The following is a 14,431-nucleotide window of genomic DNA, read 5'->3' on the forward strand; positions in this document are numbered from 1 at the left end:
TACATTATATGTTTTGATTCAAGTGTTTCTTTTAAGCTTTTATGGATATTGGAATATTTTATTTCAATACATTATATGTTTTGATTCAAGTAACTGCATAAGAGCCTGCATTTTCTAGCTCCACTAATTTCAATACATTATATGTTTTGATTCAAGTAAATATGGAAAAAGTATCGAATAGTGATATAGGATTTCAATACATTATATGTTTTGATTCAAGTACTTATTTAAAAACAAGAGTTCTTCTGTTCTTTTTATTTCAATACATTATATGTTTTGATTCAAGAATATTTTTATCTGTTTTTTAAATATTTTTCAATTTATTTCAATACATTATATGTTTTGATTCAAGCTCAACTTTTTGCAAATGTTTACGGGCATATCTTATTTCAATACATTATATGTTTTGATTCAAGAAGTTGCTCTTCTTGTGTAAGATTTAATTCTTTAGTATTTCAATACATTATATGTTTTGATTCAAGTAGAGTAATCACTAATAGCTTCATAATAATTTTCCCAATTTCAATACATTATATGTTTTGATTCAAGTTGTTTAGCTTCTTTTAGTTTAAAAATCTCTGCTTTTATTTCAATACATTATATGTTTTGATTCAAGAAGATCTATTGCGCTGGAAATGGCAAAAAGAAAAATTTCAATACATTATATGTTTTGATTCAAGAACCTAAGCCTACATATAACTCAGAAAAAGAGGAATTTCAATACATTATATGTTTTGATTCAAGCAGATATAAACTTTAATCAAATTGCAACAACAATATTTCAATACATTATATGTTTTGATTCAAGTGGAGAAGTAACTGGGCAGGTATTTAGCGAAGGCGTATTTCAATACATTATATGTTTTGATTCAAGGAACAATGGAAACAATTTAACGAGAAGTTAAATAAATTTCAATACATTATATGTTTTGATTCAAGCTAATCTAATCTCTATTTAATATTTTAAAATAATTATTTCAATACATTATATGTTTTGATTCAAGTCAAAATAGAAGCTATTAAAATTAAATCTTTAAGATTTCAATACATTATATGTTTTGATTCAAGCATTATAAAAAGCTAATCTTGCAATTTTTTCCTTATTTCAATACATTATATGTTTTGATTCAAGGCTTTTTAATAATTGACTTAGAAGCACAATACAAATTTCAATACATTATATGTTTTGATTCAAGACCTGCTAACGATTTCTCTATGCTAGACTTAGAAAGATTTCAATACATTATATGTTTTGATTCAAGTTTATGCTTACCTCTTGCTCTATTGTGTCTAACAGTATTTCAATACATTATATGTTTTGATTCAAGTAAGACAATTAATAAGTAAGACTATTGTTAAAGCTTATTTCAATACATTATATGTTTTGATTCAAGGATGTAAAAGTCAAGATATTGACTTTTTTGATGTATTTCAATACATTATATGTTTTGATTCAAGTAAAGATTGTTCAAATAAATCACAAAAGAAATATGAATTTCAATACATTATATGTTTTGATTCAAGTTTGGTGTTACTTTTTGTAATCAATCTAACAATTATTTCAATACATTATATGTTTTGATTCAAGAGTAGTATAAACAAAAAGAAGAACAAGTAAAACAAATTTCAATACATTATATGTTTTGATTCAAGTTAGCAGACCATGTCACGCCATTTTCTCCAATTTTTATTTCAATACATTATATGTTTTGATTCAAGATAACCCAAAGCCCACGCTTGAGCAATAGCTGTCCAATTTCAATACATTATATGTTTTGATTCAAGTACAGTTAAGTACTTTAAAGAAAGTATTTCAACCCTATTTCAATACATTATATGTTTTGATTCAAGATGCATGGGTTAGTTCTGGAAACAAAGTACTTCCATTTCAATACATTATATGTTTTGATTCAAGAATGCCTCTAGTACGATAATAGTATCAATTGTCAAATTTCAATACATTATATGTTTTGATTCAAGTCATATTGAACCACATTTTAAGACTTTTTCAATTAAATTTCAATACATTATATGTTTTGATTCAAGTTAGCCCAAGAATCAGTAGTGTCTATTAAATCCAATATTTCAATACATTATATGTTTTGATTCAAGCCATAAGATGAGTTTTAGTAAAACTTTACCTCAAGAATTTCAATACATTATATGTTTTGATTCAAGAACTTTAATATTAATACACTCATTAAAAAAGTATCTATTTCAATACATTATATGTTTTGATTCAAGTAAATCTCTTTCAGATAAAGAGTAAAATTGATACTTATTTCAATACATTATATGTTTTGATTCAAGTAGGTCTTATAGGCGAAGCAGGTTATCCAGAAGCCGATTTCAATACATTATATGTTTTGATTCAAGAGTTTTGCAAGTTCTTTTACCTCTTTGCTCTCTCCATTTCAATACATTATATGTTTTGATTCAAGTAAGAAAGTAATAGATCTATTAAAGACATTTCACAAATTTCAATACATTATATGTTTTGATTCAAGTTTAATTTAGAATTAACATTAGTCATTGCATCTGCTATTTCAATACATTATATGTTTTGATTCAAGGTCTCAAATTTAAATACATGAGGTTTTCCATCTTTATTTCAATACATTATATGTTTTGATTCAAGAGAAAAGGTGTTCCTTATGTTGCAAGAATGCAACTATTTCAATACATTATATGTTTTGATTCAAGCAAATGAGAAAGTAATGCTAAAACAAAATAACCTAAATTTCAATACATTATATGTTTTGATTCAAGAAATCTTTTCTTTTTTGAAGCTTTTTAAATGCTACATTTCAATACATTATATGTTTTGATTCAAGGGCGAAATTGACAGATCTATCCTTAAACCTTCAATATTTCAATACATTATATGTTTTGATTCAAGTTATGACGGTATTACAGATGGTTTTGAGGTAAATCCATTTCAATACATTATATGTTTTGATTCAAGAAACACTTATAAAGAAGCATGGCTTTTCTATTGGATTTCAATACATTATATGTTTTGATTCAAGTTTTGCATCTGTTAACTCGTCCATACTTTCTAACAGATTTCAATACATTATATGTTTTGATTCAAGTCTTTTTGTTCTTTTTAGTCCTATATATTTTTCTATTTCAATACATTATATGTTTTGATTCAAGTCAAAGAAAACTATCTCTTTTTAGTTATCTATACAATTTCAATACATTATATGTTTTGATTCAAGTAAAGATAACCTTTGACCTTCAATCTCTACAGTAATTTCAATACATTATATGTTTTGATTCAAGATAATCTAATTCAATTTTAAAAAAGGGATTTCAAATTTCAATACATTATATGTTTTGATTCAAGCTGTATTCAGTCATCTTTTATCCTTTAATTTAATAATTTCAATACATTATATGTTTTGATTCAAGAGATAGAAACAATCTTTTCTATTTTGCGACCAATAAATTTCAATACATTATATGTTTTGATTCAAGGTATCTCTAGCATTAATAAAATTTTGGTATTCATTTATTTCAATACATTATATGTTTTGATTCAAGCTAGGTAAATAGCATTAAGGTCATCTGCGTCACTCATTTCAATACATTATATGTTTTGATTCAAGTATAATTGTTGCATTATGGTTTTCTTACTCTAAAATATTTCAATACATTATATGTTTTGATTCAAGACAAAAAGAATCAGGCTGTAGAAATGTTATATCAAAATTTCAATACATTATATGTTTTGATTCAAGACCTTGTCTGTGTCTAGTTGCACAAGCTGAAAGCGTATTTCAATACATTATATGTTTTGATTCAAGAAGAGGTATAAGAGTAGTAATAGATGATATTTTATGATTTCAATACATTATATGTTTTGATTCAAGTTTCTTAAAAAGCATTATTTGAAGATTACTAGCACTTATTTCAATACATTATATGTTTTGATTCAAGGAAGACAAAATAGGTATTCCTAAAATCATTTTTCCCATAAAATAGCTATTAAAAGAACTTTTTCCAATCAATTATTATAAAAACAATAAGTTGTAAAAGAACTCTTAAAAGTTCCATATTATAGCTACTTTTAGATGATATTATTTTTAAGTAGGTTGGAAATTATATAAAAATAGATTCTACTTCTTTTTTATCATTTCCAATAGTGACTTCAGTAAAACTTCCAGAGTTTTGTACTTTAATTATGGAAATAAAATCCAAGTCTTTATCTATCACTTTTTTTAATTTATTCTCTAGCATTATTTGGTCTGATGGAGTTATGTTTCCCCTGAAAATAGACTTTTGATGATGTTTTAAGTATAGTTTACAGATTTTAAAGACTTTTGTAACCCGATATTTTCCTGCTTCACTAAATTCATCAGCGATATCATAAAATAGAAATATATAATTGTAATTAAAAGTTTGTTTTTTTGCCACTTTATACCTTGTCTTTTAATAAAAAAGGTTTAAACTCTTTATCTTCAACAATATATTTTATAAGTTTATAGCCATCTAGTTTAATACAGTTTTTGAAACTTGTCTTTCTTTTTAATTTTTTATGCATAAAAGTTTCATTTATCCTTGTTTCAAAAGCATCAATAAAAATCTTTTTACCTTCATCATTCAGTAAAGCATAATTTAGGCTTTTATCAAAATGCTTACTTACTTGAAGCCTTTTTTTTCCTACTAAATCAAAAATAGTTTTAAATACAATTATTGGTTTAAAAACTTCACTTATATCCAAACTTAAAGAAAATCTACCTTCTCTTGGAGAATGTAAGAAACTTATTGTTTGGTTTAGATGAGTTTCATATATACTTGATATAGTTTTTGTATAAAGTAAGGTATTTCCAAAACTTACAAGTGCATTTATTGGATTATCGGGTGGTCTTTTTACTCTTTTGTTCATAATAAAATCTTCAGGTAAAAAATATTTAAAACTATCATAAAATCTATTCCAAACCTGACCTTCAATAAAAAGTATTTGCTCTATAGTTAAATTCTTATCAAGGAATTTTTCTACATCATTTTTTAACCAATCAAGTGTTTGTTTTAAATCTTTTTTACCATGTCTAAAATAGTGATATAAAGTTTCATGAATATTTAAAGATATTCCAAGAACAATAGCTTTGGCAATATCCAATCTTCTTTCAATAAAACATAAAGACTGCTTAATCGTCAAATCTCCACTTACAAGCTGTTCTTTAGGATAAAAACTTCCACTATAATTTCTATGATAATTAAAAAGATGTAAAGTGATACCAGCACGTGAAATAAAATCGAGAAATTTAGTATTAAAACTTACTTCATTCATACAATACAATTCTCTAGTGTCTTGAATTGGAATATAAAAGTTTCCTTTTTCATTTCTAAAAGCTATTGAGTTGTCTTTTCTTTTTAACTCACCCATTGAAAATATATATCTAGTATGATTTTTTGCCATTTTTATCCTTATATAAAACAATACTCATAATAAGCACACTTTTTACACTTTGGTTCAAACTTTACTTGAGGTGGAATATCTTGATTAACTAGAGTTTCAATTTCATCCAAAACTTTTAAAAGCTTTTTTTCACTTACCTCATCAAGTTCCACATAATGTAATTTCTTATCTTGTTTATTTTTTTCTATGAACTCAATCTTTCCTTTTTTTTCAATACCTTTTTGCTTTAACTTATAAAGATAAAGTAAAACTTGCCACTTTACAGACTCTATATCACTATCTGACTTTTTTACTTCAACAAGATAATCACGGGTTAGTTTATCTATTTTGATATTGTCAATACTTATTTCAGATTTTTTTGATTTTTCTTCATTTATCTCATGTAAGATTTTACCAATACGTACATCTTCACTATTGTCTTCTAGGTTTATACGATTGGCGTGAAGATAACACTGCCTTTGACAGTGGAAATAGTAGTTTATGAGAGTGCCATTTACCAAAATATATCCTTACTTTTATCTTGATATGCTTTTCTATTAAACTTACCATTTTTTATAAAATCATCATAATTAGAAATAAAATGATAAGAACCACATATATAATCAAAATATGGTAATGATTGCTTATCTGAATACTTTGTTATATTAAAGGTAAAAAACTGCATTAAAGAGTTTAATTCACTTCTTTTTACTTCTTTTTGAGCATAGTTTTTTATATCATTTAATTTTTCAAACTCTTTCCAAATAAGTAATCCATCCAAATTCTCATCTTCATCTAAATATTTTGCTATTATTTTTTTATCTTTAAACTCATCAATTTTATATTTTGAAATATCAAGCTTAAAAGGGAAGTACAATCTAAAACTTTGTGAATTAATAAGTCTCATTTTTTCTTGTATCTCTTTATAGTTTAATTTTTGAACTTTTTCATTAAACTTTTCAAAATTTCCAAGTATTCCATCTTTTATTTTTGAATCATTAATTTTTATTCTTCTAAATATATTTTTATAAAAATTCTCGAAATTTTTATCTAATAAAACTTGTCTAAATTCATCTTTTCGCAAGTTATCTTCTATACGATTGTCTTCTTTATAAATCTTATCTTCTTCATCTTTATTAAAAAAGTACACTTTTGGTTTATATCTATTTTCAACTTTTAAGCAAGACCTATTTATCCGACCTAAAAATTGCTCTTCACTATCTATAGTTGAAATATCTTTAAAACCCAAATCCATATCTATATCAACACCAGCTTCTATAACTTGTGTTGCAACTAATATGATTTTCAATTCTTTTTTATCTTTTATTTTTTGTATTATATGTTCCCTAGTAGCTTTATTATCATCACCACTCAATTCAAAAATCTCAAAATCTTTAAATCTTATATCTTCTTCAATTTCCTCAAAAAATTCTCTTGCACTATCTTTTTTTATAAACTCAAATACTATCTTTGAATAGTTTTCTTTTTCTATATTTAATTTCTCTATCAAAATATCATACTCAATCTCTTTGTATAGCTCCAATAATGAAAAGTCAATTTCTACTCTATTCTTAAAATATTTACTTTGAAAATAGTCATTTTTGTTTTTGATAAGTTCTACAAAAATATCTTTATTTTCTTCACTATCTATTAAATTATCAAGTTTTGGTAGGGTTGCAGACATAATAATAATCTTCATATTTAATGCTTTTGCATAAATAGAAAAAAACTTAATCATATATGACCAAAGTTTATTATCATAACTTTGTATTTCATCAAGTATTATCACACTATTTGCAAGTTGCCAAAGTGGAAAGTTATCTTCTTTTGTTGTTCCAAAAAGTATATTAAAAAATGCAATATGTGTCATAAGAATCAACTCATTATGAAAAAAAAGTCTACTCATATATGACTTTTGATATTTACTCTCTTCATCTTCTTGTTCTTCATCTGTTTTTTCTTTTATGGGAGTTATAGAATTGATAACAGATATATCCAACTCAGCTGCAAATATATCATCAAGTTGTTTTTTTGTTTGTTCAACTAAAGTATTGAAAGGGAAGACATAAAATATTTTATTAATATCTTCTTCTTTTATCAAATTCATTGCAAGATTTATAGAAATCAGCGTTTTACCACTACCTGTTGGTGCTTCAAGATAAAATATATTTTTGTCTAAATTTTTAAGAAGATTTTCTTCTGCTTCCAAAAACATTTTTGAACGAAGTTTATTTATCCCTTTTATATTTTTACCACTTCTAATATTTCTGATAATTTTATACCCTTCAAATTTATTTATGATTTTTTGCTTATCTTTTATAGTACCAAAATCAGTGGTTGGTAAATCAGCCATATAATGTGTTGTTGCATAATAATCACTTGAAACTAAAAGAGAAAAAAGAAGTTTATTTAATATATAAAATTCAAAAGGATTATGTATATACTTCTCACTCTTTTTTTTCACAAGTTCATAAGAACCATCTTCTTCTATATTATAATCTTCAATACTATCAAGCTTACCATGATGTTTTGTTATTGAATAAGAAAATGTATTTAAAATATAATTAATTTTCTCAAATATTTCATCATCTTCTATTTTATCAACTTCTTCTGTAAATAATTTAATAAACTCTTTTGATGAATATACTGAATGTTCAGAAGATAATGTAGTTTTTTCAAATAATTTATTATCCATTTTATTTGCTTGAAAAGAATTATTTGTTTTACCTAAGTCATGCAAAAAAATAGCATTATAAAAAAGTTTCTTTATTAAAATAAAATTATCTTTATCTAAATCAATAATCATTTTATCAATTAGATTTGATAAATTTTTTTCTTTTATAATTTTTTCAAGATAAAACTTTGTTAGATTACAATGATCAATTAATTTCTCTTTTGGCTTATTTCCACAAGTATGAGCAAAAAAGTTTTTATATTTTTGCTCATCTAAATTCACATACATAGAATAACCTTTCTAAAAGAAAAAATAGTTCTTATCTTCAAAAGAATATATATTTTTATACTCACTTTTTAAACTTAACTTTTGATTTGTAAAAATCAAACTTTTATATTCATAAAAATGGAAATCCCTTTGTAAAGATACAGGAGAAAGCTCTTTAAAAATAAAAGGCAATACTCTTCTTCCTGCACTATCTTTGATTTCAAAATAATCATCCACAAATAATGAATCAATTCTTTCAAAATCTTCTGAACTTTCTAAATTTATCTCTTCTATAAAATCTATATTGGCAGGATGGTCATTTTTACCTAAATATGGAATAAATACAGCCTTTTCATTTAGTAAATATTCTTTTATTTTTTCATATATTTTAGTTTCATTATCTATAATAAGTATTTGCCATTTTGGATTTTCAAGCCATTGCTCTCTTACGATTAAATTTCCACCCAATTCTTTACTTGCATATCCTACAGAGTTATTAAAAGTTTGAATTTTTTTTGTAAAATATCCAGTATTTGGTTCTTTACCATTTTTTGGAATTATACTTATCTTTAAATCTTTTAATTTTTCATAATATTCAGGAAACCCGTCATTTAAAGGTTTTTTATTCTTCTTATTTTCGATATTTTCATCATATAGTTTTATATATCCATCAAGTCCAATTATAGCTCCAAGTATTCCTAGAAGTGCTGGTTTATGGATATTGTTATATGTGAAATATGCATATGAATTTACATCAGGCTTTTTAAAAATGGCACTTTTACCACTTATTTCAAAGCTTAAAGCATTCATCTTATAACTTTTCTTGTGTAAAGATATTAAATTTATCTAATGTTGTATTTACTTCCAATTTATAAGGGTTAAAATACACCTCTACACTTTCATATTTACCTTTGATAAGTTCTTCCACTTTTAATAAATCAATAGCTCTTTTATCACTATCAAAAACAATATAATCACTTAAATCAGGCAAATAAGTATCTTCTTGGCTACATTTTACAAATAAAGCAAACTCATTTTCACAACCAAATTTTGAATTTGTATTAAAAGCAGTTGCACTTGTAAGCGCTACTTTTTTGAAATCTTCAAAGTCTTTTTCAGTATAGCCTTCAAAATCATTTAATATTTTTTTATAATTATCATAAGCTTTTGGATTTATTGAAAACCCATAAAAATAGTGTGCTTCATCAACAGTTACTTTAGTACCTAAAGTTGATTGTTTTGCATCTTCTTTTGTAGAATCAGCAAAAGGAGATAATATATCTTGAACTTCTATATTTGTATCATCAAACTTATTAAAACCTTGCCCAAATTGTACAGCACCAGTTATAGAAATATTTTGTCCCTCTTCTGCAAAAGTAGCTCCAAAATTTTTAACATCAATACACTTAAAAAGATTTGTTAGAACTTCATTTGTAGTAGTATTCTTTTTATCTATAGTTGAAAAAAGATTTGCATATCGCTCACCTAACTTATTTGGAACAACATTTCCTTTTTCCTCTTTTAAACTTTTGATATACATTACTTTTTTATCTTCATTTTCCCACATTTTTTTCATAGGATATTTTAAAGCCTTATCACTACCAAAAATATCCCCATTACTTGTAGATTTTGGACGACCTGTAAAATCAGCATTCCAGTTTGCCATTTTTGCTTTTATTCCAATTACTCCATAAACTCTTTTCATTATATATTCTCCTCATTTTCTTTTTTTTCTTCTTTTTGTCTTTTTTCATAAAATGTATTTTTAACCATAAAACCTACTAAGAATCTATCTTTTTCTTTATCGCTTAATTTACTATCATCTTCATAAGCTTTCAAAAGAGAACTAGCTTTTAATGCCCAAGCATTATTAAGTCTTATTTCATGTTTAAATTTTTCTAAATCATTATTTAAAATACTTTGTATTTTAAATATATATTTAGCTTTGAAATATTGTTCTGCTAAAGCTAAAGTTTTATTTTTATTACTTGCTTTACTTAATGATAACAAATAAGCTGCCCATTGGCCAGCTAAAAAAAGATATTCATCTTTTGATAATGATTTATACTCTTCATCCTCTAATATATTTTTCAAATCTTGCAACTCTTGTTTTATATCCATATTTTTTCCTTTTTGTAATGCTAATTTTAAATTCATTGCTTCTTTTGCTTTAAACTCTCTTTCATTCATATAATGATTTATAACAAATTGTGTTCCATATTTTTTTATAATATTTAAAAATCCTCTATCCTCATATTTTCTAAAATAATTAATCATTGTAAATTTAGTTATAAAAAGTATTGATTGTAACTCTTTTGATAAAAAATCTGATACTTTTATATCTTTACTATCTCTATAGTAATTAAACTTTAATTGCCCATTATAAAAAAGTGTATCAAGCTTATCTTCTAATTGCCATAACTCTTTTATCTCATAATCAGATATCAATTTTTTATCTTTATCTTTTAATTCTAAATAGTTTTTTACATATATTGGTTCAAATGATTTATTTATAACATCTGCTTTTATAGGAATATAATCAAACTCTGTAATTTCAGCTTCATCATTATTTAAATGTTTTTGTATAAAAAAATGTTCATCTAAAATTCTATCTTGATTATAAGGTTGAAGTTTCAACCAATCAAAAAACTTCTTTAACATCAAAGCATCTTTATTTTTTATCATAAAAGGGATAGTAAGTTTTCTATTTTTGTTTTCTAAAAAAGGTTTTTTAGAGTTCAATCCCATATTTGAATTTGATAAACCATAAATCACATTATCTATCTTTTGATTATATTTACTATCATTAAATATTTTTAAAGATAGATATATTTCACTCTCTTTTTTATAATTTTCTAAATCTTCCTCAAAAAATATTTTTATGTAGTTTTTTATCTCTTTTTCTTTTGCTACTTGAATTATTTCATCAAAACTATTTTTCAAAATTAAACATTTTTTTAGAATATCTTCTTTTCTATTCTCATTTTTTAACCTATCTTGAAAAACTGCTATTATTTCTTTGTCTTTTTTATCTTTATATTTTGAAAAATCAACTAGAACATTAAAGTGCTCATCTATTTTTTCTTTTGCATATTCACTATTTTCAATTTTGAAAAAATAAGATAAATAATTAATATTATGAATTTTTTTATCAAATAAAGCCTTATTTGAATTTATATAAGAGCTATAATAATCCCACTTTTTAAAATCATCACAAATACTACTATTTTGTATGCCATTTAAATCAGTAAAAATCTTTTCTCTTTTTACAGTTTTTGATTCAAAGAATTCTAAGGTCTCATCTTTTTTTATTTTTACATACAATCCATCTTTTAAATTATATGAACCCAAAATTAAATCATCACCACTTTTTTTATACTCTTCTTCAAATACTTCTAAAATATCATAAATCATTATCACTCCAAACTATTAAATCTATTTTTTGTGCTATTTTTAATTCACCATTTTCATAAATATCATTAAAATCATCTAATTCTTTGACTAAAATATAAACATCTTTGTTTAACCAATAAATTACTTCTAATATTTCGTTATAAGCTTCTTGTAGCTTTTCATAATTAATTATAGTTTCATAATGAAAAATTTTATTTCTTAATTTTCTAATTTCATCAATTTTAATTCTAAGTTGTTTATTTGTTAGAGAATTTTTTGGCATACTAGGAAAAATATCTTTTCTATATTTATTCCAAATTTTTTGCTCATATTCACCTTTAAACAATGCAGTCCAAAAACCAAGGTTTAATTCCGATATTATCCTACCTGAGGTTTTTTCTTTTTTAATATTTCGTTTAGCTTCAACAATTTTCTCATAAGATTTTTTATTTAAGAAGTTTTCTATATCAAACCAAAACTCATTATCCAATTCTTTTGACAATATATTATGTATATTATTTCTTAAGGTAATTTCATATTTTTGCAAGGAAAAGTATAAAGATTTAGATAGTTCTATATTGTATAAATATTTTATAATAAGTGTTTTTTTATCATTTGTATGACAAATATTTGAATAGTGTTTTAATCTATCTTTAGATATTGAAGATTCTAAACTTTTAAGTAATAAATCATTCACTTACTTCCCCCTTGATTTTTTATCTCTTTTCTTGTATAATATCCTTGTAGTGCCCAGGTGTTCCTCTCCTGTAAATTTTACAGTGAAGAGCCTGGGAGATGCTTGATATTTGAATTTTATCTTAAAATTATTCTTTTGTCAAGTTTCAATAATATCATAGAATAATGTATATTATTCTATGATATTTAAGCCTTAATATTTTACTTAGACTTCTTTTAGTATCATTTCTTAGTAAAATTACTCTATTAAACCTTGAACCAAAACATAAAATGTATTGAAATATAATTTCATAAAATAAAGTAATTTTACTACTTCCATAAACAAAACCCTCCACCATAACTTTGTTTCTCACCAATTCCACAAGCCAATGCAACAAAAGCCAATTTCTGACTTATTTCATCTTCATTTGGTACTATTTTAAATTTATTTCCAAAGAGTCTTACCGTTCTATCATTTTTAGTGAAAAATATTGAATGTGGTACTTTGTTTTTCATCTCAAAAAGTTGTATAAAATTTTGGATAGGTTTTAAATCTTCACCATAAAAAGCTTTGTATTTTCTAAGTAAATTATCTTGTAATTGATTTTGTAAAATAAAAATATCATCATTTGTAGTCCAAAACTTTTGTTTTTCACCTTTTTGCCTTTTTAATGAAACTATCACAGGTGTTGCAGTATAAAGTTCTGTTATAAAAAACTGCTTTATATTTTTTTTACTTGTTTCTATAACTTGAAGATTTGGATTATTGATATTTTCTCTTAAAAGTTTAGACAATTTATCTATAAACTTTTCATCTAAACTTCTTAAAGAGAAGCTATAAGATTGACCTTTTTTATATATCTTATCTTTTTCAAGAGGATAAAAACCACCGAAACAATAAGATTTAAAAACTCTTTTTTGGGAATGTAGATTTTTTAATTCTACATCTTTTGACATAGAATAGTTTATATATTTTGACAAGATATCAAAAATATTCTTATATTCTATATCCTTCTTTATGATTACCATACATATTAATTCAAAATATTTCATATTATTACCTTAGTATTCAAATAATAATATTATTATATATTACAAACCTAAGACTTTGCTAAATATTTATGCTAAAAAATTATTTATTACTATAACTGAGAAGATTATTACTAAAAGTATTAAGATTATTAAAGTTTTATCTATAGAGGCTTTCTTTTTATTTGACATTATTACTCCAATTTTTTTATTTATTATTCTTGAGGTATTCTACACAAATTATATTAAAGCTTTTAAAACTTTTTTTAGATATAATCAAAAAAATTTACATGAAGACTAAGGAAAACTATGACTGTAGATGATAAATTAATTGATAAATTAGCAAAGCTTTCAAGTTTAGAAATTGAAGAATCAAAAAAAGAAGTTCTTAAATCAGAGCTTGCTGATATTATTAACTTTGTTGAAAATCTAAATGAAATCGATGTTTCAAATATTGAAGCTACTTTTAATACAGTTGAAGGTGGTACTCCTTTAAGAGAAGATGTTTCAACACAAGATTTAGAGCTTTCAAAACATATTTTAGCTAATGCTCCAAAAAGTGAAGATAACTACTTCATAGTACCAAAAATTATTGAATAAAATTTAAACTTTTAAGGAAAATAAACGATGATTAAAGTTTATGGTATTAAAACTTGTAATTCTGTAAGATCTGCTTTAAAATTTTTTAAAGACAACAATATTGAAGTAGATTTTTTTGATTTCAAAAAAGACACTCCAGAAGCAGAGTCTATAGACTTATGGGTAGAAAAAGCTGGTATTGATATTGCTTTTAATTCAAGGGGTACAAAATATAGAACTTTGAAATTAAAAGAACTAAATCTTGATGAAGCAGGAAAAATTGAGTGGTTAAAAAAAGAACCAATGCTTTTAAAAAGACCTGTTATAGAATATGATAAAAATAAAGTTCTTATAGGTTTTAATGAAAATTTATATAAAGAGACTTTTCTTTAGTCTCTTTATTATTT

11 protein-coding genes and 1 CRISPR repeat array (1 of these 12 running past the window's edge) are annotated in these 14,431 nt (G+C 24.0%); of the genes, 2 read left to right on the forward strand and 9 right to left on the reverse strand.

The genetic code is table 11. From position 1 onward, the window contains the following. Positions 1–3,945: direct repeats of the CRISPR family, unit length 30 nt; unit sequence ATTTCAATACATTATATGTTTTGATTCAAG (it extends 1,908 nt beyond the left edge of the window). A gap of 162 nt (positions 3,946–4,107) precedes the next feature. The 9 genes from cas2 to cas6 form a co-directional block, all read right to left on the reverse strand. Beyond that, a complete protein-coding gene (gene cas2 / locus CP965_RS06730; protein ID WP_129061314.1) occupies positions 4,108–4,422 on the reverse strand; it encodes a CRISPR-associated endonuclease Cas2 in 315 nt (104 codons plus the stop codon). Position 4,423: 1 nt separating this feature from the next. Further along, positions 4,424–5,428 (reverse strand): type I-B CRISPR-associated endonuclease Cas1b, encoded by a 1,005-nt coding sequence (cas1b, locus tag CP965_RS06735; RefSeq protein WP_129061315.1) that lies wholly within the window; start codon positions 5,426–5,428, stop codon positions 4,424–4,426. 8 nt (positions 5,429–5,436) lie between these two features. Further along, positions 5,437–5,928 (reverse strand): CRISPR-associated protein Cas4, encoded by a 492-nt coding sequence (cas4, locus tag CP965_RS06740; RefSeq protein ID WP_323807969.1) that lies wholly within the window; start codon positions 5,926–5,928, stop codon positions 5,437–5,439. After that, a complete protein-coding gene (gene cas3 / locus CP965_RS06745; protein WP_129061317.1) occupies positions 5,922–8,369 on the reverse strand; it encodes a CRISPR-associated helicase Cas3' in 2,448 nt (815 codons plus the stop codon). The genes cas4 and cas3 overlap by 7 nt, the downstream gene beginning before the upstream one ends. 12 nt (positions 8,370–8,381) lie before the next feature. Beyond that, positions 8,382–9,158 (reverse strand): type I-B CRISPR-associated protein Cas5b, encoded by a 777-nt coding sequence (gene cas5b, locus CP965_RS06750; RefSeq protein WP_129061318.1) that lies wholly within the window; start codon positions 9,156–9,158, stop codon positions 8,382–8,384. A gap of 1 nt (position 9,159) precedes the next feature. Continuing rightward, complete coding sequence (locus tag CP965_RS06755) at positions 9,160–10,053, reverse strand: type I CRISPR-associated protein Cas7 (protein ID WP_206732265.1); 894 nt, start codon at positions 10,051–10,053, stop codon at positions 9,160–9,162. Next, positions 10,053–11,762, reverse strand: coding sequence for a hypothetical protein (locus CP965_RS06760; protein ID WP_129061320.1), 1,710 nt, complete (start codon positions 11,760–11,762; stop codon positions 10,053–10,055). The genes CP965_RS06755 and CP965_RS06760 overlap by 1 nt, the downstream gene beginning before the upstream one ends. Further along, positions 11,752–12,438 (reverse strand): hypothetical protein, encoded by a 687-nt coding sequence (locus CP965_RS06765; protein WP_129061321.1) that lies wholly within the window; start codon positions 12,436–12,438, stop codon positions 11,752–11,754. The genes CP965_RS06760 and CP965_RS06765 overlap by 11 nt, the downstream gene beginning before the upstream one ends. A gap of 308 nt (positions 12,439–12,746) precedes the next feature. Continuing rightward, entirely contained in the window at positions 12,747–13,469 is a 723-nt protein-coding gene (gene cas6 / locus CP965_RS06770) for a CRISPR-associated endoribonuclease Cas6 (protein ID WP_129061322.1), read from the reverse strand. A gap of 285 nt (positions 13,470–13,754) precedes the next feature. Here cas6 and gatC point away from each other — a divergent pair, with 285 nt between their 5' ends. Both gatC and CP965_RS06780 read left to right on the forward strand, forming a co-directional pair. Then, positions 13,755–14,045 (forward strand): Asp-tRNA(Asn)/Glu-tRNA(Gln) amidotransferase subunit GatC, encoded by a 291-nt coding sequence (gene gatC / locus CP965_RS06775; RefSeq protein ID WP_129061323.1) that lies wholly within the window; start codon positions 13,755–13,757, stop codon positions 14,043–14,045. A gap of 27 nt (positions 14,046–14,072) precedes the next feature. After that, positions 14,073–14,417 (forward strand): arsenate reductase family protein, encoded by a 345-nt coding sequence (locus CP965_RS06780; RefSeq protein WP_129061324.1) that lies wholly within the window; start codon positions 14,073–14,075, stop codon positions 14,415–14,417. Positions 14,418–14,431: the final 14 nt, after the last annotated feature.

Source organism: Halarcobacter mediterraneus (genome assembly GCF_004116625.1).
Taxonomy (GTDB): Bacteria; Campylobacterota; Campylobacteria; order Campylobacterales; family Arcobacteraceae; genus Halarcobacter; species Halarcobacter mediterraneus.

Coding starts and splice junctions, on each gene's coding strand:
- cas1b (WP_129061315.1), bottom strand. CDS start 5,428: ATGGCAAAAAATCATACTAGATATATATTTTCAATGGGTGAGTTAAAA.
- cas3 (WP_129061317.1), bottom strand. CDS start 8,369: ATGTATGTGAATTTAGATGAGCAAAAATATAAAAACTTTTTTGCTCAT.
- cas5b (WP_129061318.1), bottom strand. CDS start 9,158: ATGAATGCTTTAAGCTTTGAAATAAGTGGTAAAAGTGCCATTTTTAAA.
- CP965_RS06755 (WP_206732265.1), bottom strand. CDS start 10,053: ATGAAAAGAGTTTATGGAGTAATTGGAATAAAAGCAAAAATGGCAAAC.
- CP965_RS06760 (WP_129061320.1), bottom strand. CDS start 11,762: ATGATTTATGATATTTTAGAAGTATTTGAAGAAGAGTATAAAAAAAGT.
- cas6 (WP_129061322.1), bottom strand. CDS start 13,469: ATGAAATATTTTGAATTAATATGTATGGTAATCATAAAGAAGGATATA.
- gatC (WP_129061323.1), top strand. CDS start 13,755: ATGACTGTAGATGATAAATTAATTGATAAATTAGCAAAGCTTTCAAGT.
- CP965_RS06780 (WP_129061324.1), top strand. CDS start 14,073: ATGATTAAAGTTTATGGTATTAAAACTTGTAATTCTGTAAGATCTGCT.